Here is a 22,617-nt window from a genome sequence, read left to right on the forward strand (position 1 = left end):
CTTGACCGGGCGAGACAGCGCCGGGCGCTGCGACGATGCCTCCGGGCACGTTTCGACACGTGCGGGCGGGAGCGACATCGCGAGGCGGGCTGCGCGCCGTGCGGTAGAAAAAACGAACCTGCGAACCGTATCAGCCGCCATCGGAACAAATGGCGCAGGCCGGGCGCAGGTGTTTTGTTAGAATGCGGCCGAGTATAGCATCTCTTGCGCACCTCTCAGGTATCCCAAGCACCCACCATGACGCAACGAAGCCGGTCCCTTTCGCGCAATGCAACGCGCCTTCTTTCCCGCCTGCGCGCGAGCGCTCTCACCATGAATGCTGCCCGTCGTCATGCCCACGCCCTCACGCTCGCGGGCGTGACGCTCGGCGTCGCCAGCGCCCTGTTTGCGCTGCCTGCCGGCGCACAAGCCATCATCGATCCGCCGCCGCCCGCGCCGCTGCAAACGCCGCAACAGGCCAGCGAATCGGCCATCAACAAGCTCGTCGAAGCGCGTAAGTTCAACGACGCCCTCGCGAAGAGCGACGAGCACCTCAAGCAATATCCGCGCGACGCACAAGTGCGCTTCACGCGTGGACGCATCCTCATGGAAATGGGCCGCACGCCGGAGGCCATCGACGCCTTCACCGCGCTCACCCAAGACTTCCCGGAACTGCCGGAGCCGTACAACAATCTCGCTGCGCTGTATGCGCAAACGGGCGAGTACGACAAGGCACGTGCCGCGCTCGAAAGCGCGATCCGCAACAACCCGAGCTTCGCAGTAGCGTATTCGAACCTCGGCGACGTCTACGCCAAGCTCGCGCAGCAGGCTTATCAGAAGGCACTCAAGATTTCGCCGACGGCACGCGTCTCGGCCCGCGAGAAGGTACTCGCCGACATGCTGGCACCGCAACGTGCCGCGCCGGTCGCGCAAACGCCCTCGCCCGCGAAGCCTAGCGACGACGCCGCGCTGAAGAATGTCGGCAAGTCGGGCAACTGATTGCCGCTCGCGTAGTCACAGACACCCATAGACTCATAGCCCAGGAGACCCGCATGTCCCTTCCGAATCGTCTGCGCCGCGCACTGCTCGGCGGTGCCGTCGCCGCGGCCGCCCTCACCGGCACCATGGCCAGCTTGCCGGCGCTCGCGCAAAACGTGCAGCCGCAGGTGCAATTCAAGACGTCGGCCGGCAACTTCACGGTCGAGCTCAATCCGAAGGCAGCCCCGAAGACGGTCGACAACTTCCTGCAATACGTCAACAGCGGCTTCTACAACGGTACGGTCTTCCACCGTGTCATTCCCGGCTTCATGATCCAGGGCGGCGGGTTCGACAAGGATATGAACGAAAAGACCACGCGCGCGCCGATTCCTATCGAATCGCAAAACGGCCTGAAGAATCTGAAAGGCACCATCGCCATGGCCCGCACGTCGAATCCGAATTCGGCAACTGCGCAATTTTTCGTGAATGTGTCGGATAATTCGTCACTGGACTACCCCAGCCCGGACGGCTATGGTTACGCAGTGTTCGGCAAGGTGGTCGCCGGCATGGACACCGTGGAAAAGATCAAAGGTGTTCCCACGACCCGCAAAGGCATGTACGCGGACGTGCCCGTCACGCCCGTCGTGATCGAATCGGCCAGCGTCGTCAAGCGTTAAGCACGGCACTGAACTCCTCCGGCCCGCCGGGACCATTTCATCAGAAGGAAAGCATCATGGTTGAACTGCAAACGAATCACGGCGTCATTCGCATCGAACTCGACGAAGCCAAAGCACCGAAGACGGTCAAGAACTTCCTCGAATACGTCGAAAAAGGTTTCTACGACAACACGGTGTTCCACCGTGTCATCAACGGCTTCATGGTTCAAGGCGGCGGCTTCGAGCCGGGCATGAAGCAAAAGGCCACTGCCACCCCGATCGAGAACGAAGCCAACAACGGCCTGAAGAACGACAAGTACACGCTGGCCATGGCCCGCACGAACGATCCGCACTCGGCCACGGCTCAGTTCTTCATCAACGTGAACGACAACGACTTCCTGAACCACAGCGCACCGACCCCGTCGGGCTGGGGCTATGCCGTGTTCGGCAAGGTCGTCGAAGGTCAGGACATCGTTGACCAGATCAAGGGCGTGAAGACCGGTTCGCGCGGCATGCACCAAGACGTGCCGGTCGACGACGTCATCATCGAAAAGGCTGTGATCGTCGCGTAAGCGCCCATCTCGTCACCGACGACACTCGATGCCTGTATCGACTGCGCGGTGCCCGCAATGTCCCGTGACACCACGGGGCGACGGGCCCGCGCTTTTCATTTCCGATCTTCACCTCGCGCCGGCCCTGCCGCGCACGGTGCAAGTTTTCGAAGACTTCCTGCGCGGTCCTGCGCGTGAAGCGTCCGTCCTCTTTATCCTTGGCGACCTGTTCGAATACTGGGTCGGCGACGACATGCTCGATGTCGACAAGGATGCCCCCGCCCATCACACCGGCACCCCCGATACGGAACCCCTCGGCGCGTTCGCTCGCCGCATGACGGCTGCCATCGCGGAACTCTCGGCGAGCGGTGTGCCCGTGGCGATCATGCGTGGCAATCGCGACTTCCTGCTAGGCAAGCGCTTCGCGCGCGCGGCAGGCGCGATCATGCTCGACGATCCGTGTGTGTTTTCGTTTCTGGGGCAGGCACTCGTACTCAGCCACGGCGATCAGTTGTGCACCGACGACGTGGGCTATCAGCGCTTCCGCCGTGTCGCCCATTCGCCGCTGGGCAAGGCGTTCTTTCTCGCGTTGCCGCTGCGCCTACGCATGGCGATTGCCGATCGAATCCGACGCCGCAGTGCTGCCAAAGGTGCACATCGCATGGCGTACGCCGACGCGAATGCCCAGGCGATCGCCGCGCTCCTCGACGCCGCAGGCGAGCGCGCGCTCGTGCACGGCCACACGCATCGCCCTGCGCGACACGCCGATGGCCGACGCGTGCGCTGGGTGCTACCCGATTGGGAATTCGATATCGAACCGCCGCGCGGCGGTTATCTGCAATGGGATGCGCACGGGTTGCGTGCGATCGATCTCGTGACGTCGGCTTAAAGACCTACATATCCTGAATTTCGCGGCCGAGCTTGCGTAGTTCGGCGGTATCGATCTTGCTCGCGCCGAGCGCTTCGAGATGTGCACCGAGTTGATTCAGCGCCGCGACCATCACGTCGATTTTGTGCGCCTGATCGGTCGCATTCTCGATGAGTCCGTGAATGGCGAGCGATACCGGATCGTCCGCGTTGGGCGTGATGCCGTAGGCCGAGAATTCCTGCTTACGGCCATTGCCAGTCGGTTTGCCTTCGACGTTTTCACGCGGCGCGTCGGGACGAATGATGCGCGCCGGATTGCCCACCGCGGTGCCGCCTGCCGGTACCGGCTTGACCACCACGGCGTTCGAGCCGATCTTCGCCCCCTCGCCCACCGTGAAGCCGCCGAGCACCTTCGCGCCGGCCCCCACGATGACGCCTGCCTCGAGCGTCGGGTGACGCTTCGCGCCGCGCGAGAGCGAGGTGCCGCCGAGCGTCACGCCCTGATAAATCGTGCAGTCGTCGCCGATGATCGCGGTCTCGCCAATCACGACACCCATGCCGTGATCGATGAACACACGTCGGCCCAGTGTCGCGCCCGGGTGAATTTCAATGCCCGTGAGAAAGCGGGCGTAATGCGAAACGAAGCGCCCGAGCCACTTGAAGCCCGACGTCCAGCATTGATTGGCGACGCGATGGAGCATCACCGCGTGCAGGCCGGGATAGCAGGTGAAGACTTCCCAGTTGCTACGGGCAGCGGGGTCCTTTTGCCGAATAGCGGCAATATCTTCGCGAAGACGGGTCAACATGAGCCTGATTTCGATCCTATAGTGCGCGTCCTGCCGTCTTGGGGCAGGATCGTGCGAATTCACCGGGGAGCGTGCCGACGGGGGTCAGCAGACATTGCGAGGCGCGAGGGGCGCGAGAGCAACACATGAGATGTGCCGGTTCGCGCCACGCCGCTAAGCGAGGGCGTGCGTTAACAGTGCACGTGATAAGGCAGGGAAGCGGCGCAACGCTCGCGCAATCGGTTCATATTCGCGAAGGGCTAATAAGCTTGTGACTGAGAATTGTATGGGGTTTTCACAATGCGTGCAGACGCCCGGAAAATGACCGGACACGCGGTAAGGGCATCGCTTGCCCTCCGCTTCCCCCGCCTCAGCCTCCCTCTCAGCCCGCCTGCGATCAACGCCGGATCTTGCGCTCGAGAATATGCTTCGAGATGCCGCGCAGAATATTGACCTCTTCGCGCTCCAGATGACTCTTGGCGAACAGGCGACGCAGGCGCGTCATGAGCTTCTTAGGGTTCTCGGGATCGAGATAATCGAGATCGACGAGTGCGCGCTCCAAATGGGCGAGCATGCCTTCCACGTCGTCGCGCGTGGCAAGGTGATCGTGCGGCGCACTGCTCGCAGGCGCCGATGCCCCTGCCGCCAACGCCGCCACGGCCGCCACGGCCGAATCCGCCGCACCGCCGCGTTCCACACCCAGACACGCCATGCGCACTTCGTAGGCGATCAGTTGCACGGCTTGCGACAAATTGAGCGAGCTGTAAACCGGGTTCGCGGGAATATGCACGAGGGCATTGCAGCGCTCGACGTCCGTGTTCGATAACCCCGTGCGTTCGCTGCCGAACACAAATGCGACCGCCTCGCCCTGCCCCGCGTGCTGCACGGCGAGCGCAGCGCTCTCGCGCGGCTCGGCGTTGGGCGGGCCATATTCGCGCGTTCGCGCCGAGAGTGCGACCGCCCAGCTCACGCCTTGCAACGCGGCATCGAGATCCGGCACCACGCGTGCATTCGCCAACACATCATCCGCCCCGCTAGCCAGCGCCACCGCTTCCGGGTCACGCAGCACATCAGCGCCCGCACGTGGCGCGGCCAGCACCAACTGACCGAAGCCCATCGTCTTGATCGCGCGCGCGGCCGAGCCGACATTGCCCGGATGGCTCGTCTCGTTGAGCACAAAACGCACTTGATCGAACAGCGACGGTGAGGCGGGAGCAGCAGACTGGGACATGAGCGGATGGCAGGAGTTGGAGTGGTGTTCTTGGCGGAATACAACGCAGGCCGCTATTTTGCCCTGATTCGACGGGCTCGTGGCGCCGAATAAGGGTCAGAAGGAACGTGTAATGCAGCGCGAGCGGCCGATTTTTGCTAAAATGCGCGTTTTCGTCCCTGCAATCGAGCCGCTAAGTTAACTGCGGCACTTGCCGGGCATCGCTCTTGCCCAATTCGTTCGCTTTGTCTGCCATGCCTGCCAACCGGCCCAGAGGGGGTCGTGTTCGACGTGGGCCGTGGCCTTAACAGGAATCTGTCATGCAGCATTCGCAGCATCCCATGCTCAATATTGCGGTGAAGGCCGCCCGCGCCGCCGGTAAGATCATCAACCGCGCGTCTCTCGACCTCGACACCGTCAAGGTCAGCAAGAAGCAGCACAACGACTTCGTGACGGAAGTGGACAAAGCGGCAGAGCAAGCGATCATCGACGTCCTCCTGCAAGCCTATCCGGACCACGCCATCCTCGCCGAAGAATCGGGCGAAGAACACGGCAAATCGGGCTCCGAATTCCAATGGATCATCGATCCGCTCGACGGCACCACCAACTTCATCCACGGCATGCCGTACTACTGCACGTCGATCGCGCTCGCCCATAAGGGCATCGTGACGCAAGCAGTGATTTACGATCCGACGCGCAACGAACTGTTCACGGCCTCGCGTGGCCGTGGCGCGTACATCGACGGCAAGCGCATCCGCGTGTCGCGCCGCGACCGTCTGGCCGATGGCCTGATCGGCACGGGCTTCCCGTTCCGCGATCTGCAAGGCGTGGAAAACTACCTCAAGATGTTCGGCACGATGACCGAGCATTGCGCCGGTATCCGCCGTCCGGGCGCTGCTGCCCTCGATCTGGCCTACGTTGCCGCTGGCCGCATGGACGGCTTCTTCGAGCAAGGTCTGAACCCGTGGGATATGGCCGCAGGCAGCCTGCTGGTGAGCGAAGCCGGTGGTCTCGTGGGCAACTACACGGGCGAGTCGGACTTCCTGTTCGAAGGCGAAATTCTTGCAGGCAACCCGAAGATCTACGCGCAAATGGTCAAGCTGCTCGAAGGCTATTCGCGCACCAAGCGCGTCGCCGCGCCGGCCAAGGCTAGCGCCGCCGCTTCGGAAGCGAACCCGCAAGCGTAAGTTTCGCTGCGCCACCTGCCATCCCTCGCGATGGCAGGCACAAAAAACCCCGGCGATGCCAAAGCATCCCGGGGTTTTTTGTTGTCCTGCGAGCGCTATCGCGCGATGCGCTCGCCGGGCTCGTCAGGCACCCAAACGGGCCAGCACCGCATCGCGGCCCAGCAGTTCGAGCACCGCGTCGATTGCCGGGGTGTGCGTCGTGCCCACCACCAGCAAGCGCACCGGCATCGCCAGTTGCGGCATCTTCATGCCGTGCTGTGCGAGCGTGGCCTTGAACGCGGGCGAAATGGCTTCCTTCTTCCATTCCGGCAACGCAGCCAGTGCCGCCGCCAGATCCTTCACGGCCGCGCGTGCGGTATCCGTCAGATGTTGCGCAACGTCTTCGGCGCTCGGCTGCGGATGACGATAGAACATCTCGGCGCTCGCTGCGATGTCCTTGATCGTGTTTGCGCGGTCCTTGAACAGACCCACCACACCGGCCAGCGACGGGCCGCCTTCGACCGTCACGCCTGCCTTCTGGAGGAACGGCTCGGTCAACCCGGCCAGACGCTCGTTATCGGCTTGCTTGAGGTACTGATTGTTCAACCACAGCAGCTTTTCCGGATTGTGCTGTGCGGGCGACTTGCCCAGATGGTCCAGATCGAACCACGTCACGAACTGCTCGCGCGAGAACACTTCTGCGTCGCCGTGGGCCCAGCCCAGACGCGCCAGATAGTTCACCACCGCCTCGGGCAAGAAACCCTCTTCGCGGTACTGCACCACGCTCATCGCGCCATTACGCTTGCTCATCTTCTCGCCCTGGTCGTTGAGCACCGTGGGCAAGTGCGCGTAGATCGGTGGCTTTTTGCCGAGCGCTTCGAAGATGTTGATCTGACGTGGCGTGTTGTTCACGTGATCGTCGCCGCGAATGACGTGCGTGATGTCCATGTCGATATCGTCGACGACCACGCAGAAGTTATACGTCGGCGTGCCGTCGGGGCGCGCGATCACGAGATCGTCGAGCTCTTCATTCGAAATTTCGATGCGGCCCTTGACGGCGTCTTCCCAGACCACGCTGCCCGCAAGCGGGTTCTTGAAGCGCAGCACCGGCTGCACGCCAGCGGGCGGCTCGGGCAGCACCTTGCCCGGCTCAGGACGCCAGCGGCCGTCGTAACGCGGCTTTTCGCCGCGCTCACGCTGCTGTTCGCGCAGCGCATCGAGTTCTTCCATGCTCATGTAGCACGGGTAGACGTAACCGGCGTCCTTCATCTGTTGCAGCACTTCGCGATAGCGATCCATGCGCTCCATCTGATAGAACGGGCCCTCGTCGTAGTCGAGGCCGAGCCATTCCATGCCTTCGAGAATGACCTGCACGGCTTCCGGCGTGGAGCGTTCGAGATCGGTGTCTTCGATACGCAGCACGAAAGCACCGTGGTTGTGACGCGCAAAGGCCCACGGGTAGAGAGCGGAACGGATGTTGCCCAGATGGATGAATCCGGTCGGGCTAGGCGCAAATCGGGTGCGGACAGTGGTCATGGTTTGGCTTCGGTGCATCGCGTCGGCAACAAATAAAAACGCCCGCAGCGGTAGGTCTCGCGCAGGCGGATCGCCGACATTCGGAAGCCGTCATTATATCAGCCGAGTGCGTGCATTCGCGGCACAGTCCGAGCCGGGCATCGGAAATTCCCAGCCCCGGCGTCGGACCTCATCCGGCAAGCCATGCCGGACGGCGGCCTCAGAGCTTGGCGAGCGACACTTCGGTGGCTTTCACCAGCGCCACGACTTCAGAGCCGACGTCCAGACGCAACTCGTCGATGGAGCGCGTCGTGATGACCGACGTCACGATGCCGCTCGGCGTTTCGACGTCGACTTCGGAGAGCACGGGACCGCGCAGAATTTCGCGAATACGGCCTTTGAACTGGTTACGGACGTTGATGGCGGTGATACCCATGGTGAACTCCTGCGTTCAGTAAGTGGTGTAGCTCAGACTGCCCAACGCACCGTTGCGGCGGGCCAACTGGGTTCAGGGGCGGCCGCTGGCGGCGTGCCGTTCGATTCGGTTTGCAGCACGCGGTCGAGCACCTGCGCCTCAAGCTGCGCGAAGTCCACACTGCCGCGAGCGCGCGGGCGAGCCAGTGTGACCGGCTGATTCAAGCCCAAACGGCCCTGCTCGATCAGCACGACGCGATCGGCCAGCGCCACGGCTTCCTGCACATCGTGTGTGACCAGCAGCGCCGTGAAGCCATGAGCGCGCCACAGCCGTTCGATCAGCGCATGCATTTCGATACGCGTGAGGGCGTCGAGCGCGCCGAGCGGCTCATCGAGCAGCAACAGATCGGGTTGATGCACGAGCGCACGGGCGAGTGCCACACGCTGACGCTGACCACCGGAAAGCTGGCTCGGCCAGTCGTTGGCGCGCTCGGCGAGCCCCACTTCACGCAAGACTTCCAACGCCTGCGGATAGGCCGACTTGGGCAACCCGATGGCCACGTTCTGCAACACCGTGCGCCAAGGCAGCAGGCGCGCGTCTTGAAACATGATGCGTGTGGACACTTGACTCGACGTCGCACCGAGCGCATGCCCATCGAGCGCGATGGTGCCCGCATCAGGGGCTTCGAGCCCGGCGATCAGACGCAGCAGCGTCGACTTGCCGCAACCGCTGCGCCCCACAATCGCCGCAAAGCCACCGCGCGGAATGTTCAGCGAGAAATCGCTGAGCACCGAGCGCGCGCCGTAGTGCTTGTTCACACCGTCGATGCGCAAACCGGACGACACCACACTGTCGTTCGCCTGACGTACGACTTTCAGATTGGTCCCCGCGTTGGCAGACGTCACCGCGCGTTGTTCGGCGGTCCACTCCGCTTCGATGTCGGCGCCCGCGACGGGGGCCAGTTGTTGTGCGCTCATGCAGCGGTTCCTCGTTGAAAGGCCGGGTGCCAGCGCAACCAGCGAAACTCCAGTTCCTTGGCCAGCACATCGGCCAGTTTGCCCAGCAGCGCGTAGAGCAGAATGCCCACCAGCACGATGTCGGTCTGCAAGAACTCACGGGCGTTCATCGTCAGATAGCCGATGCCCGACTGCGCCGAAATGGTTTCTGCCACGATCAGCGTCACCCACATCAGGCCCAGCGAGAAGCGCACGCCGACCAGAATCGACGGCAATGCTCCCGGCAAAATCACATCGCGATACAGCGCCCAGCCGCGCAAACCGTAACTACGTGCCATCTCGACGAGTTGCCCGTCGACGGCGCGAATGCCTGCATAGGTGTTCAGATACATGGGGAAGAACACGCCGATCGAGACAAGGAACAGCTTGGCCTTCTCGTCAATGCCGAACCACAGAATCACCAGAGGAATGAGTGCCAGATGCGGGATATTGCGCAGCATCTGGAACGACGAATCCAGTGCAGTCTCCGCGACTCGCGACAGGCCCGTGAGCATGCCGAGCAGCAGACCCAGGCCACCGCCGATCACAAAGCCGAGCACCGCGCGGCCCGTCGACACCCCGATGTCGCGCCAGATTTGTCCGCTCACGGCGAGTTGCCACGCGGCGTCGACCACAGCGGAAGGCGCGGGCAAGACGCGGGTTGAGAGCCAGCCCGCTTCGGCGGCAATTTGCCAGACCGTGACGAGCACGATGGGTACCAGCCACGGCGCGAGGCGACGGGCGCTCACGCGCCAGAGGCGCTGCCACGCGCCGGACTCGGCCCCGGTTGCCCCAACCGCTGTCGAGGCGGGGGCCAATGTTGATTGCGTCATGTGAATTTCTCCCAGGGCGTGCGGGCCGATTCGGTCCAGCGCAGCCCGCTTAATCTCGCTTAATCCTGCTTAATCCCGATGGGCCGATTGACCTTTCGATGCCTGCGGCAAGATGCTGTTGGCCATCACTTCACCGACCGGGCCGCCGAGTTCCACGTTGCCCAACTTGTCGCGCAACTCGCGCGGCAGATGCGGGAAGACCAGTTCGGCAAAGCGGTACGCTTCTTCCAGATGCGGATAGCCCGACAAGATGAACGTATCGATGCCCAGCGCTGCGTACTCGCGCAGCCGTTCGGCAACGGTCGGCCCGTCGCCCACGAGCGCCGTACCCGCACCGCTGCGCACGAGCCCCACACCCGCCCAAAGATTCGGTGCGATCACGAGCTTGTCGCGGCGTCCACCATGCAGCGCCGCCATGCGCCGCTGCCCTTCCGAATCCATCTTGGCGAACTGCGTCTGCACACGCGCAATCGTGTCGTCGTCGAGCTTGCTGATCAGCGCATCTGCCGCGCGCCATGCTTCCTCTTCGGTCTCGCGCACGATCACGTGCAAGCGCAGCCCGAAGCGCAGCGTGCGACCGAGCTTGGCGGCGCGCGCACGCACGTCGGCAATCTTCTCGGCCACATCGGCCACCGGCTCGCCCCACGTGAGATAGACGTCGAGTTGCTCAGCGGCGATCTGACGCGCCGCCTCCGACGAGCCACCGAAGTACAGCGGCGGATACGGCTTTTGCACCGGCGGGTACAACAGCTTGGCGTCCTTCGCGCGCAGATGTTCGCCTTCGAAATCGACGGTCTCGCCGGTGTGCGACTTCTCGATGAGGTCGCGCCAGATTTTCAGAAACTCGTCGGTGACTTCGTAACGTTCAGCGTGATCGGCGAAGAAACCGTCGCCTTCGAGCTCACCGGCGTCGCCCCCTGTCACCACGTTGATCAACAGCCTGCCCCCCGACAAGCGGTCGAACGTGGAAGCCATACGCGCCGTCAGCGCGGGCGAGGCAATGCCCGGGCGAATGGCAACGAGAAACTTCAGCCGCTTGGTCGCGCCGATGAGGCTCGACGCGGTCACCCATGCGTCTTCGCACGAGCGGCCCGTGGGCAGCAGCACGCCCTCGTAACCCAACGAATCGACGGCGCTCGCAATCTGGCGCGCGTAGTCGAAATCAAAAACGCGGCCGCCATCGGACGTGCCGAGATAACGCGTGTCGCCGTGTGTCGGAATGAACCAAAAGACTTGCATCGCAACGGCTCCCGACTCAAGCGGCGAGCGTGACGCGCGCGGCACCGGCGCGTGCCTGGTGAGCGGGCCACTGACGAATGACTTCGCGCTCGTGCAGCCATTGCGAGAGCTGATCGACGGTCGCGCCGAGCCGTTCGGCAACGGCCGCGTCGAGCGTTGCGCCCTCTTCCTTCGGCACTTGCTGATCGACGGCAAACACGCCACGCAGAATGTGCTGTGCGCCGAGTGCCGAGAGCACCGGCTTCAACGCGTAGTCGAGCGCGAGCAAGTGAGCCGGGCTGCCGCCCGTGGCGAACGGGGCCACAAGTTTGCCTGCCAGACCATCTTGCGGCAGCACATCGAGAAACGCTTTGAGCAGGCCGCTGTACGCCGCCTTGTAGACGGGCGTCGCAACGATGACCGCTTGTGCACCGGCCACTTGCGCGAGCGCATGGCGCAGGTCGTCGTGCGTGGTATCGGCGGCGAGCAGTGCGGCGGGCGAGAGCGCCCGGATGTCGATGCGACGCACGGCGATGCCGGCGGCGGTCAGATCGGATTCGATAAAGCGCAGCAACCGTGCGCTGCGCGAGGCGGCCGACGGGCTGCCGGAGATCGTGACGGCGTATGTCATACTTCCCTGCCAAAGACGGGTGTCTGCGCAGATCGACGCGCCGCTCACCCTGAGGATTCGAAGCACACCGGCGCCTTCACGCCGATGCGGGCCGGAACGCCCCGACCACTGGAGAATCAGTGTAGCGACGCGGCCCGCGCGCCCGAACCAATGAATCCGGGATAGCTTTGCGCGTTTTTTCATAACCTGTAGTCATGCACTTTGCGCGCCTTATGCACAGCGCCATCCTAGAGCTCCGCGAATACCATCCGACCGACAGCACCCATACGCACGACTTTCATCAGGTCGTGATCGGGTATTCGGGGCGGATGGCGATTGCGCTCGACGGCGAGCAATCGCAGTACGGGCGCGTCGGGGCGCGCAATGGCGTGGTGATTCCCGCAGGCGTGCGGCATGACTATCGGGGCGACGGGCCGAACTGCCAGGTCGTACTCGATGTACCGGCGTCGCTGGCCGCCACGACGCGCAGCGAACGCGCGTTCGATCACGAAACGTTCTTCGCCCTCGACGCGCCGATGCTGGCGTTGGTCGGAGAAGTCTCCGCCTATGTATCGGCACAGGCGGCATCGCATCACGATCACGCCCCGGCACTCAGCGCCAACGATCCGGGGGTGCGTGAAATGCTCGCGGCACTTACGGCGAAGCTGGCACCGGCGCGGCCTGCGCTACGCACGCTGAAGCTCGATCTCGCTGCCGTCGATGCGCAGCTACGCGCCGATCTGGCCGCACCACTCGACACGGCGACGCTGGCGCGTGAAGCGGGCATGAGCGTGCGGCATTTCCACGATTGCTTTGTGGCGATGACGGGCGAGACGCCTCATCGACATTTGATGCGTCTGCGGCTCGCGCGCGCGGCCGCATTGCTATGCACCGGTGACGCCCCGCTCGCCGAGATCGCACTGGACGTCGGTTTCAACGATCAGAGCGCGCTCACGCATGCCTTCCGCCAGCACTACGGCCAGACGCCTGCCGCATGGCGGCGTGAGCGCATCGGCTGACACCGCGCCACGTTGCCGCGGTACCGCCACATCGCACCGCCTGCCTGCCGTTTTTCACAATCTCCGCAAGCCTTCGGCGCGTTACGCTCACGCTTGTCTAACAACACGGGGAGCAAAGCATGGCCGAGACCATCGAGTGGCAGGATTTCGAGAAGATCGAATTGCGCGTGGGCACGATCGTCGCCGCGCGCGTCAATGAAAAGGCGAAGAAGCCCGCTTACGTGTTGGAAGTCGATTTGGGCGAACTTGGCGTAAAGACGTCGAGCGCACAGATTACTGTGCACTACTCGCCTGCGTCGCTCGTCGGCCGACAGGTGCTGTGCGTGTGTAACTTCGCACCGAAGCGCATCGCGGGTATCGCCTCCGAAGTGCTGGTCACCGGGTTTGCCGATGAGCGTGGCGCGATCGTGCTCGCTGGCGTGGAGCGTGCCGTCCCCAACGGCGCACGTCTGCACTGACCCACTGCATCAACCCTCTGCTTCAACCCACTGCATCAACCAAGGCTGGGGAAAGTAGTCGACCTGCTGCGCGAATGCCGTTCGATTCGCTTCGAACTCACTGCGAGGCACGACGGCGTTCTCCCCCACTGCACGATCGAACGACAACTTGCCGTCGAGATGATCGATCTCATGCTGCAACAGTTCGGCTTCTGCCAGCGGAAGTTCTGCCTTCAGGTGCACGTGCCCCGACAGATCGACGCATCGCACGGAAATCGACGCGTAGCGCGCGACTCTCACCAGCGTGTCGGGAAAGCACATGCAGTCGTCCCAGAGCGTGACGCGCTCGGCGCTCGTCCACACGATTTCCGGATTGACGATGACGTCCGGCCAGCCCGGCACGGCGAGCGCAATCATGCGGCGGTCGATGCCGATTTGCGGTGCGGCAATCGCCCGACCGAAACCGTGCGCCGCGCGAAACGCCGCGAGCGCCTCCAGCAGATCGGCAGCATCGCGCCGCACCGACGGATCGCCCACGTCCAGCACCGGCTCTGCCACCTGACGCAGCGACGGCGCTCCCACACGTAAGATTTCGCGCTTCATTCCTGACCACCCCGGGTCCACAACTACCGATTAAACGAATCCAAAGATTGTAAGGATGTACCGCGAAATGCAATTTCGTTTGCGACGGCTTCACGTCAACGATCTTTCATCGTGCGGGTGCCGTCCGATCAAGACATGAGCAAACGCCCAAAACCACCAATAACGACTTTCATTCGCCTAAATAAGTCGCACTTTTCCGGGTCTCACCAGTCGAAACGTCCGCAAAAAACGTGCGGCGGAGACAACGATTGAGATCCTTATTGCATCGGCTTTACCTCGGACTGGGTGGTCTGGCGGCCTTCTGGGCACTCGGCATGCTGAGCGCGAGCGAATTCGGCAAGAGCGCCGCCCTCATGGCGACGGCCCTGCCCGGCCTTGCGGGCCTTTGCCTGCTGTTGCGTGCCCGGCCGGTGTGGTTAAGCGCCACGACGCTCAGCGTCATCGCGGTGTTCTTCCTCGACGCGGCGACCAAGGGCTTCCTGCGCGACTACTTCGGGCTGCGCCCCAACCACTTGCTGGTGCTTCAAGCGGTCTTCAATACCAATCCGTCGGAAACCGGTGAGTTCTTCCGTCATAACTGGCGCGACGTCTTCGAAGCCAGCGCCGCCTTCGCTGTGCTGTTGGGCGCCGTGGTGTTCGGCGAACGGCGTCTCGCACGTGCCGAGGCCGCGCAACCGCCCGCCCCGATGCGCCGCGCAGGCAAAACGGCCGTCGTGACACTGCTCACCGCCTTCCTCGCACTGCACTTCAACGCGACGATGGCCAAAGAAAATCCGCTGCTCTACTGGCCGATGCGCTATCTCGACTACAAAGGGCAAGCCGATCACGCCGCCCAACTCCAACGCGATCTCGAACGCAATATGGCGCAACGCGCCGACTGGCGCGTGGCGTATCGTGGCCCGGACAAGAACACTGTCGTTTGGGTGATCGGCGAGAGCCTGAACCGCAACAACATGTCGCTCTACGGCTACGCCCGCAACACCACCCCCATGCTCGACTCGCTGCGCAGCGATCTCACGGTGTTTCGTGACGTGGTGTCGTCCGAGCCTGCGACGATGTCGTCGCTCATGAAGATGCTCACGCCCGCCAGCCTGGACGACCCCGAGGCTTGGACACGCCAGCCCGACGTCGTGATGCTCGCGAAGGAGGCAGGCTACCGTACGTTCTGGATTTCGAATCAGGTGCCCAACGACGGCTGGCTGGGGTTGGTCGCCAATCGCGCCGACGAGCAAGTGTTCATCAACAAGGGATATGGGCGTGGCGAGAACAACATCGATGGCAATCTGCTCCCGGCGTTCGATGCCGCGCTCGCGAGCGATGCGCCGAAAAAGCTGATCGTTGTGCATTTGCTCGGTGCACATCCAACTTACGACATGCGCTATCCGGAAGACTTCGCGCGGTTCGACAATACCGACGATGCAGTGATGGCGTCGCTCGCCGCCCAAGGCCGGTCGCAGTGGGTGCGTCACCTGCGCAACGATTACGACAACGCCATCGCTTACAACGATTTCGTCGTCTCGAATTTGATCCGCAAAACCATGGCAAACAATGCGCAAACGGACGCAAGCCTGCTGTTCAGTTCCGATCATGCGCAAGAAGTCGGGCACACGCGTAATCACGCCGGACAGTCCGCTGCCGATGCGTCCGGCTACGAGATTCCGATGGTCGTGTGGTCACGCAACGGCGAGCGGCATACCGACACGCAGGCCTTAACCGCGCTCGAAGCCCGCCCCTACCAGACCGACCGGCTCGAACACACGCTGCTCGGCATGCTCGCCATCGACACACCGTACTACAACGCTTCCGACGATCTGCTTAGCCCGGCGTTCGCGCCGCGCGTGCGTCGTATCAACGGGCAGGCGTACACGTGGGATCAGCAAAACGGATAGGCACGCCGCCCGAATTCAATCGCAAGAAACGGATCGTTTGCGCACGACTCGCCATCTAGACTCCCCTCGTCAGTCCAACGTCTAGGGGATCGGTATGGCTGGGGAGTTTGCGCGGGGTCCGAAAGCACCACTCGTCACATCATCTGTTACACCTCCTGTTACACCACCTGCTACGCCACCTGTAGCATCGCTCGTGACATCGCTGTCACACGCGAATCTGGCGGCGCAGTTCAGCGAACAGATGACGCTGGCCGTCATTCCGATCGTTGCCGTCATCGCGCTCGGCGCGTCAGCCGAGCAAACCGCTTCGCTGCAAGCGGCCACCACACTCCCCTTCCTCCTGCTGTCGTTGCCCGCGGGCGTGTTGGCGGACCGCTACCGCCGCAAGCCCCTGATGATCGCTACCGAGTTGCTGCGTGCGCTCGCGCTGCTCGGCTTGTTTGCGCTATTTCGCGCCCATCTGCTGACGTTGCCTGCGTTAGGCATGCTGGGCTTTGCGATGGCGACCGGCACGGTGGTGTTCGGTGCCGCCGCCCCATCGTTAGTCGCTGCGCTCATCGATCCGGCAGACTTGCTCACGGCAAACCGACGGTTAGAGATTGCGCGCAGCATCGCTTTCACGGCAGGCCCTGCACTCGGTGGCATCTTGGCGGGCTGGGCCTCGGGCACGCTCGCGTTCGCGGCGGCATTCGCGCTCTCGCTTGCGAGCGTCTATTGCATGACGCGCTTGCCCGCCGAAGCGCCACGCGCGGTGTCGAAACGGCACTTCCTGAATGAACTGGCCGAAGGTGTGCGCTTCATTGCACGCAGCCCTTATCTACGACCCATCGTCGCGACCGCGTTTGTTTTCAACACGTCGTGGTATCTGCTGCTCGCGATCTTCGCGTACTACGCGATTCACTCGCTCGCGTTCACGGCACAAGCGGTCGGCATTGCGCTCGGGGTCTATGGATTCGGCATGGTTTGCGGGGCATTCGGTTACCGGCGCGTGGCGAAGCGACTGACTTTCGGCCGTCAAATCGTACTCGGCCCGGCCTGTGCCGCGCTCGCGTCGCTGCTGATGGTGGCGACGTGGCAACTGTCCGGCGGCTTCGCGACCTACGCGTTGGTGTTTACCGCGTTCTTTCTGTTCGGCTTCGGGCCGATTGTGTGGACGATCTCCACGACGTCGCTGCGTCAGGTCGTGACACCCGGTGGTTTGATTGCCCGTGTGTCGGCGGTGACGATGACGGCCACCGCAGGAGCGCGTCCGTTCGGGGCATTTCTTGGGGCATGGCTGGCGGCATCGCTCGGCACGCGCTATTGCCTTGCCGCGATGGCCATCGGCTTCGCCGTGCAACTCTGCATCATCCTGTTCTCTCCAGCGTCGCGGCTGTCGACCATCGATGCCGTGCCATCGCACGTCGGTGGTGCAGCCGAATCCGCCGCATCGACAACGTGATGCGCTTCACGTGGGTCGCGCAGCGGACTCGGCCGCATCGACGATGTGATCCGCTACACGTGATGCGAAATGAAGAAAGCCGACGCAGTTACCTGCGTCGGCTTTCGTTCTTGCTACCGTCTTTGCGACCGAGTGTCTCGAATCAGACGTCGAGACGCGTGACGAACTTCGGTTGCAGATACGCCTCGAGCGCTTCCGGGCCGCCTTCCGAACCGTAGCCGCTGTCCTTCACGCCGCCGAACGGTACTTCCGGCAGGGCGAGGCCTGAATGGTTGATCGTCAGCATGCCGCTTTCCACGCGCGTGGACAGGCGCTGTGCCGTGCCTGCGGACGTGGTGTAAGCGTAAGCCGCCAGACCATACGGCAGACGGTTGGCTTCGGCGATGGCTTCCTCTTCCGTGTCGAACGGATTGATGATCGCGACCGGGCCGAACGGCTCGTCGTGCATGATCTTCGCGGTGAGCGGCACGTTGCACAGCACCGTCGGCGCGTAGAAATGACCGCCTTCGGCAGCGCGCTTGCCACCGGTCTTCAGCACGGCGCCGTTGGCCACGGCATCGTCGACGATGGCGCTGATGGCTTCGAAACGCTTGCCGTTCACGAGCGGGCCCATCGTCGTTTCCGGGTCGAGACCGTTACCCACGCGAATCGATTCGGCAGCCTTCACGAAGGCGTCGACGAACTGGTCGTACACGCCACGTTGCACCAGGAAACGCGTCGGTGCGATACACACCTGACCGGCGTTGCGGAACTTGCCACCGGCGAGATTGCGCACGGCTGCGGCGATATCGGCATCGTTGAAGATCAGCGCCGGGGCATGGCCGCCGAGTTCCATCGTCACACGCTTCATGTGCAGACCGGCCATGGCGGCCAGTTGCTTGCCCACCGGGGTGGAGCCCGTGAACGACACCTTGCGGATTGTCGGATGGGGAATCAGGTACGAAGAAATCTCGGCCGGCACGCCGTACACGAGGTTCAGCACGCCGTCGGGCAGACCGGCGTCGGCGAATGCGCGAATCAGCGCAGCGGGCGACGCCGGGGTTTCTTCCGGTGCCTTGACGATCACCGAGCAACCGGCAGCCAGCGCAGCGGAGACCTTGCGCACGACTTGATTGACCGGGAAGTTCCACGGCGTGAAGGCGGCGATAGCGCCCACCGGCGACTGGATCACCAGTTGGGTGACGTTCGGCACACGTGCCGGGACGAGGCGGCCGTAGGCACGCTTACCTTCTTCGGCGAAGAATTCGATGATGTCGGCGGCGGAGAGCACTTCGCCCTTGGCTTCACCGATGGGCTTGCCCTGCTCCAGCGTCATTTGGCGGGCGATGTCACCCACGCGCTCGCGCAGCAGGCCGGCGGCCTTGCGCATGAGCTTGGCGCGCTCGAACGGGGCGATTTCGCGCCATTTGGCGAAACCGGCTTCGGCGGCGGCGAGCGCGGCGTCCAGATCCGGCTGCGTGGCGCGGGCCACGGTGCCGATGGTCTCACCGGTGGCCGGGTTTTCGATCGGCAGCGTCAGACCTTCGACGCCCGCTTTCCACTGCCCATTGATGAAAAGTTCTACGTTGTGCGACATGCGACGTCTCCGATGACTTCAGGGGGAATCCCGCAAGCATAGCGTAGTCTCGTGGAGTGCGTCGGCGCGCCGAAATGTCATCGCGTTCGTGTGGGCTCGTTGGGATGGTGCCTGTCAACGTTGACAGTTGTTGCGCCCCCACCGTGCGTGGAGACTCCCCTCATCAACACGGAGGTGATCATCATGAACCAGACTTTGCGCGCGGGTGATATCGACCCGTCTTTCGGTAGCGGCGGGTATGTCAATGTCACCGAACTACTTGGCGTGTCGGCACTACGCCCGGATCAAAAAATCGTGACCGTCGCAACCCTCTGGGAAGGGATCGGCGTTCAGGTCTATCGCAACTTACCGGACGGCACCCCGGACCCCCTGTTCGGTGCCGACGGAAAGCTGATTCCTTTCCCGCACACGGGGGTGTCGTTTTACAACGTGACGGGCTGCGCACTCCAGTCCGACGGCAAGATCATCGTGTTCGGCCATCTGCACGGCCCGGGCAATTCTCGCAAGATCCTGCTCGCGAGGCTGCACGAAGCCGGTGAGGTCGACACGTCGTTCGGCAACGCCGGCTACACGCTGGTCCGTTTGGAGGACACTTCCACCGATGAGGCGCAGAGTGTGGCTGTCCTGCCAGACGATCGCATCGTCATGAGTGTGTGGGGCGATATCCAGTCAGGCATCGGTTACGGTGCGCTCGTTCAGCTTGCCGCAGATGGCACATTCGACCCCTCGTTCGGCAAGGTCGGCATCTCTCTGGACGTTCCGCCGCAAGTGCATTTCCTCAGCATCTCGCCCCAGCGCGACGGCACGTTGCTGTTATGTGGCTATGCAGGGGGCGACTCCCGAACCATGCAACCTGTGGCGTCTCGCTACGACCGTGGAGGCAAACCGCTCCCTTCGTTTGGTGACAACGGACATCGCTTCTTCGATTATCTGGAAGCGTATCCGGGCACGTCGTTCTGGCAGGCCCTCTCACTGATGACGTTATCCGATGGAAAGTTGCTCATGGCCGGGCTAGTCGCGCCACCCGTGCGCAACGCGACGACCTGGCTAACGCGTCTTCAGGCGGACGGCGCGACCGACATGGCGTTCAACGACGGCAAACTCGTCATCACAACAACGGGCTACATGGAAGATAAACTCATCCTCCAGGCTGACGGCAAGATCGTCATGCAGGGCGAGGTCGTCGCCGGAACCCAGTCCGTCATTGAACGACGCATGCCCGACGGGTCTCGTGATCCGACGTTTGGCGATGGTGGCTTTGTTTTCATCGACTCGCCCGCGGACTCATTCATCAGTAGCGGTGCTAGCGCAATGCTGCAAACCGACGGCAAGCTGCTGCTGTGCTTGCGGGTCGGCAAAACTGACATCGGCGCGCCTGAGGGATTCGTCGGGATGCTACTGACTCGATATCTGCTGTAGGCCGCCGACCCAACTACGGCGGCGCCGAGCCAAAAACTTCGCGTTTTGACGCCGAACGACATACATCACAAAGGGCCGGTATCCCTGCGACACGTGCAACGCGTCGCCGAATACCGGCCCTTTCAACCTGCCAACAACGCTCAGTCCGCTCAGCCCGCCAGAATTTCCTTCAATGCGTCGGTAAACGTCTCGCACTCAGCGTCGGTGCCCACCGTAATACGTAAGAACTGCGCTACGCGCGCGCTCTTGAAGTGGCGAACGATGATCGAGCGCTCGCGCAACGACGACGCCAGTTGCGCTGCATCGTGCGACGGGTGCCGAGCGAAAACGAAGTTTGCCTTCGACGGCAGCACTTCGAAGCCCAATACCGTCATACGCGCGACCAACGCCTCGCGGCTCGAAATCACCGCCTGGCGCGTCTGCTCGAAGTACGCCTCGTCCTCGATCGCCGCCACACCAGCGGCTTGCGCCAACCGATCCAACGGATACGAGTTGAAGCTGTTCTTCACACGCTCCAACGCTTCGATCAGATCCGGATGCCCAATGGCAAAGCCAAGCCGCAGCCCTGCCAGCGAGCGCGATTTCGACAGCGTTTGCACCACCAGCAGATTCGGATACTTCGCAATCAGCCCCGCCGCCGTCTCGCCGCCGAAGTCGATATACGCCTCGTCGATCACGACGACCGAATCCGCATTCGCGGCCAGCACACGTTCGATCTCACCCAAGGCCAATGCGCGGCCCGTCGGCGCGTTTGGATTCGGGAAGATGATGCCGCCGTTCGGCTTGCAATAATCCTCAGCGCGAATCTCGAAGGTGTCCGACAGCGGCACGGTCTCGAAGGCCACGCCATACAGCCCGCAATACACCGGGTAAAAGCTGTACGTGATATCCGGATACAGAATCGGCTTGTCGTGCTTGAGCAACCCCTGAAACACGTTGGCGAGCACTTCGTCCGAGCCATTGCCCACGTGGACGTTGGCAACTTCCAGCCCGAAACGCGTCGCGATGGCCTGCTTGAAACGGCGCGCATCCGGGTCCGGATACAGCTTCAGCGCGTTGGCATCGCTGCCGAGCGCATCGCGAATGGCGGCGAGCACGCGCGGCGACGGGCCGTACGGGTTCTCGTTGGTATTGAGCTTGATGAGCCGCTGCATCTGCGGCTGCTCACCCGGCACATAGGGCGTCAGATCGGCAACGCCCGCGCTCCAGAATCGACTCATATCCACAGCGCTCCGCTTATTGCGCGTTCGGCGCGAAGCCGCGTGCCAAGTCGGCCTGAATATCGTCCGGCGATTCGAGACCCACGGCCAGGCGAATCAGCCCTTCCGTGATGCCCGCTGCGGCACGCGCTTCCGGCGTGATACGGCCGTGCGTCGTGCTGGCCGGATGCGTGATCGTCGTACGCGTATCGCCCAGATTGCCGGTGATCGACAGCACCTTCGTGTTGTCGATCACGCGCCACGCATTCTCGCGCTGCTCGGCAGGTGTCGCGCCCTTCAATTCGAAGGCGACGATGGCACCACCCGCTTTCTGCTGGCGCTTCGCCAGTTCGTATTGCGGATGCGACGGCAGGCCCGGGTAGAACACGCGCGCCACCTGCGGCTGCTGCTCCAGCCACTGCGCCACCGTGAGCGCGCTGGCCGACTGACGCTCCATACGCAGCGACAGCGTTTCCATGCCCTTCAGAATCACCCACGCATTAAAGGCGGAGAGCGTCGGGCCGGCGCTGCGCACGAACGGGAACACTTTGCCCATGATGAATTCTTTCGTGCCGACGATCGCACCGCCCAGTACGCGGCCCTGACCGTCGAGATACTTGGTCGCCGAGTGCACAACCACGTCCGCACCGAATTCGATCGGACGCTGCAAGGCCGGCGAACAGAAACAGTTGTCGACCACGAACAGCGCGCCCGCTTCCTTCGCGATCTTGCCGATGGCGGCGATGTCGGCAATATCGGTGAGCGGGTTCGATGGGGTTTCGAGGAAGAACATCTTCGTGTTCGGCTTGATCGCGGCGCGCCAGGCGTCGAGATCGGTCGGGTCGACGAAGGTCGTCTCCACGCCGAAACGGCTGAAGATCGACGAGAACACGTTCAGCGTGGAACCGAAGATGCTTTGCGAGCTGATGAGGTGATCGCCCGCCGAGAGGGCCGTCATCACGACCGAGACAATGGCCGCCATACCCGAAGCGGTGGCCATGCAGGCCTCGCCGCCTTCGAGTGCGGCCAGACGGTCCTGAAACATCGATACCGTCGGGTTGGTGAAGCGCGAGTACGTGAAGCCCTCTTCCGAGTGCGCGAAGCGCTCGGCGGCTTCGGCCGCACTCTTGAATACGAAGCTCGAGGTCAGGTACAGCGCCTCGGAATGCTCACCAAACTCGGAGCGCTGCGTGCCCGCGCGCACCGCCAGGGTATCGAAATCGAAGGAGTCCATCGTGTGTCTCGTTTCAAAAAAG

The 22,617-nt window shown here is 63.0% G+C and carries 22 protein-coding genes; 10 read left to right on the top strand and 12 right to left on the bottom strand.

Annotated features, from left to right (window positions below; all coding sequences use genetic code 11):
- The first annotated feature begins 312 nt into the window (after window positions 1-312).
- The 4 genes from ACPWR9_RS14175 (at window position 313) to ACPWR9_RS14190 (ending at window position 3,053) form a co-directional block, all read left to right on the top strand.
- Complete coding sequence (locus ACPWR9_RS14175; protein ID WP_426298557.1) at window positions 313-978, top strand: tetratricopeptide repeat protein; 666 nt, start codon at window positions 313-315, stop codon at window positions 976-978.
- Between the two features lie 53 nt (window positions 979-1,031).
- Window positions 1,032-1,634, top strand: a complete 603-nt coding sequence (locus ACPWR9_RS14180; RefSeq protein WP_426298559.1) for a peptidylprolyl isomerase — start codon at window positions 1,032-1,034, stop codon at window positions 1,632-1,634.
- A 56-nt stretch (window positions 1,635-1,690) separates the two neighbouring features.
- Entirely contained in the window at window positions 1,691-2,185 is a 495-nt protein-coding gene (locus tag ACPWR9_RS14185; protein WP_150678673.1) for a peptidylprolyl isomerase, read from the top strand.
- Window positions 2,186-2,249: 64 nt separating this feature from the next.
- Window positions 2,250-3,053: a UDP-2,3-diacylglucosamine diphosphatase gene (locus ACPWR9_RS14190; protein WP_426298561.1), complete on the top strand. Its 804-nt coding sequence runs from the start codon at window positions 2,250-2,252 to the stop codon at window positions 3,051-3,053.
- A 4-nt stretch (window positions 3,054-3,057) separates the two neighbouring features.
- Here the strand turns inward: ACPWR9_RS14190 and cysE are convergent, their stop codons facing one another.
- Window positions 3,058-3,837: a serine O-acetyltransferase gene (gene cysE, locus ACPWR9_RS14195; protein ID WP_426298563.1), complete on the bottom strand. Its 780-nt coding sequence runs from the start codon at window positions 3,835-3,837 to the stop codon at window positions 3,058-3,060.
- A gap of 376 nt (window positions 3,838-4,213) precedes the next feature.
- Window positions 4,214-5,047, bottom strand: a complete 834-nt coding sequence (locus ACPWR9_RS14200; RefSeq protein WP_426298565.1) for an RNA methyltransferase — start codon at window positions 5,045-5,047, stop codon at window positions 4,214-4,216.
- Window positions 5,048-5,346: 299 nt separating this feature from the next.
- Between ACPWR9_RS14200 and ACPWR9_RS14205 the strand changes: the two genes are divergently transcribed.
- Window positions 5,347-6,213, top strand: a complete 867-nt coding sequence (locus ACPWR9_RS14205; protein WP_426298567.1) for an inositol monophosphatase family protein — start codon at window positions 5,347-5,349, stop codon at window positions 6,211-6,213.
- Window positions 6,214-6,336: 123 nt separating this feature from the next.
- Here the strand turns inward: ACPWR9_RS14205 and gltX are convergent, their stop codons facing one another.
- The 6 genes from gltX to ssuE all read right to left on the bottom strand — a co-directional run bounded on the left by gltX (window position 6,337) and on the right by ssuE (window position 11,799).
- Window positions 6,337-7,728 carry a glutamate--tRNA ligase gene (gltX, locus tag ACPWR9_RS14210; RefSeq protein ID WP_426298569.1) on the bottom strand — a complete coding sequence of 464 codons (1,392 nt, stop codon included), beginning with the start codon at window positions 7,726-7,728 and terminating at the stop codon, window positions 6,337-6,339.
- Between the two features lie 199 nt (window positions 7,729-7,927).
- Window positions 7,928-8,143 (bottom strand): TOBE domain-containing protein, encoded by a 216-nt coding sequence (locus ACPWR9_RS14215; protein WP_010807342.1) that lies wholly within the window; start codon window positions 8,141-8,143, stop codon window positions 7,928-7,930.
- Window positions 8,144-8,175: 32 nt separating this feature from the next.
- Window positions 8,176-9,099 (bottom strand): ATP-binding cassette domain-containing protein, encoded by a 924-nt coding sequence (locus ACPWR9_RS14220; RefSeq protein ID WP_426298571.1) that lies wholly within the window; start codon window positions 9,097-9,099, stop codon window positions 8,176-8,178.
- Window positions 9,096-9,950, bottom strand: coding sequence for an aliphatic sulfonate ABC transporter permease SsuC (ssuC, locus tag ACPWR9_RS14225; RefSeq protein WP_426298573.1), 855 nt, complete (start codon window positions 9,948-9,950; stop codon window positions 9,096-9,098). Before ssuC ends, ACPWR9_RS14220 begins: the two co-directional genes overlap by 4 nt.
- A 69-nt stretch (window positions 9,951-10,019) precedes the next feature.
- Window positions 10,020-11,189 carry an FMNH2-dependent alkanesulfonate monooxygenase gene (ssuD, locus tag ACPWR9_RS14230; protein WP_426298575.1) on the bottom strand — a complete coding sequence of 390 codons (1,170 nt, stop codon included), beginning with the start codon at window positions 11,187-11,189 and terminating at the stop codon, window positions 10,020-10,022.
- A 16-nt stretch (window positions 11,190-11,205) separates the two neighbouring features.
- Window positions 11,206-11,799 (bottom strand): NADPH-dependent FMN reductase, encoded by a 594-nt coding sequence (ssuE, locus tag ACPWR9_RS14235; protein WP_426298577.1) that lies wholly within the window; start codon window positions 11,797-11,799, stop codon window positions 11,206-11,208.
- 212 nt (window positions 11,800-12,011) lie between these two features.
- Here ssuE and ACPWR9_RS14240 point away from each other — a divergent pair, with 212 nt between their 5' ends.
- Together ACPWR9_RS14240 and ACPWR9_RS14245 are read left to right on the top strand one after the other, a co-directional pair.
- Window positions 12,012-12,797, top strand: coding sequence for an AraC family transcriptional regulator (locus ACPWR9_RS14240; RefSeq protein WP_426298579.1), 786 nt, complete (start codon window positions 12,012-12,014; stop codon window positions 12,795-12,797).
- A gap of 119 nt (window positions 12,798-12,916) precedes the next feature.
- Window positions 12,917-13,255, top strand: coding sequence for a tRNA-binding protein (locus ACPWR9_RS14245; RefSeq protein WP_426298581.1), 339 nt, complete (start codon window positions 12,917-12,919; stop codon window positions 13,253-13,255).
- 9 nt (window positions 13,256-13,264) lie between these two features.
- On the opposite strand, the gene ACPWR9_RS14250 is transcribed toward ACPWR9_RS14245, so the two are convergent.
- On the bottom strand, window positions 13,265-13,837 hold the full coding sequence (locus ACPWR9_RS14250) for a peptide deformylase (RefSeq protein ID WP_426298583.1): 573 nt from the start codon (window positions 13,835-13,837) through the stop codon (window positions 13,265-13,267).
- Between the two features lie 248 nt (window positions 13,838-14,085).
- Between ACPWR9_RS14250 and ACPWR9_RS14255 the strand changes: the two genes are divergently transcribed.
- Entirely contained in the window at window positions 14,086-15,726 is a 1,641-nt protein-coding gene (locus ACPWR9_RS14255; RefSeq protein WP_426298585.1) for a phosphoethanolamine transferase, read from the top strand.
- A gap of 193 nt (window positions 15,727-15,919) precedes the next feature.
- Window positions 15,920-17,167 carry an MFS transporter gene (locus ACPWR9_RS14260; protein WP_426298587.1) on the top strand — a complete coding sequence of 416 codons (1,248 nt, stop codon included), beginning with the start codon at window positions 15,920-15,922 and terminating at the stop codon, window positions 17,165-17,167.
- Window positions 17,168-17,309: 142 nt separating this feature from the next.
- Here the strand turns inward: ACPWR9_RS14260 and ACPWR9_RS14265 are convergent, their stop codons facing one another.
- The gene (locus ACPWR9_RS14265; RefSeq protein WP_150678689.1) at window positions 17,310-18,743 is read right to left on the bottom strand and encodes an NAD-dependent succinate-semialdehyde dehydrogenase; all 1,434 of its coding nucleotides are present in this window, start codon (window positions 18,741-18,743) and stop codon (window positions 17,310-17,312) included.
- Window positions 18,744-18,926: 183 nt separating this feature from the next.
- Between ACPWR9_RS14265 and ACPWR9_RS14270 the strand changes: the two genes are divergently transcribed.
- Window positions 18,927-20,162 (top strand): hypothetical protein, encoded by a 1,236-nt coding sequence (locus ACPWR9_RS14270; protein WP_426298589.1) that lies wholly within the window; start codon window positions 18,927-18,929, stop codon window positions 20,160-20,162.
- Between the two features lie 149 nt (window positions 20,163-20,311).
- On the opposite strand, the gene hisC is transcribed toward ACPWR9_RS14270, so the two are convergent.
- A complete protein-coding gene (gene hisC / locus ACPWR9_RS14275) occupies window positions 20,312-21,382 on the bottom strand; it encodes a histidinol-phosphate transaminase (RefSeq protein WP_426298591.1) in 1,071 nt (356 codons plus the stop codon).
- Between the two features lie 16 nt (window positions 21,383-21,398).
- On the bottom strand, window positions 21,399-22,595 hold the full coding sequence (locus ACPWR9_RS14280) for an O-succinylhomoserine sulfhydrylase (protein WP_426298593.1): 1,197 nt from the start codon (window positions 22,593-22,595) through the stop codon (window positions 21,399-21,401).
- Window positions 22,596-22,617: the final 22 nt, after the last annotated feature.

The organism is Pandoraea pneumonica, from assembly GCF_049918595.1.
GTDB lineage: Bacteria > Pseudomonadota > Gammaproteobacteria > Burkholderiales > Burkholderiaceae > Pandoraea > Pandoraea pneumonica_A.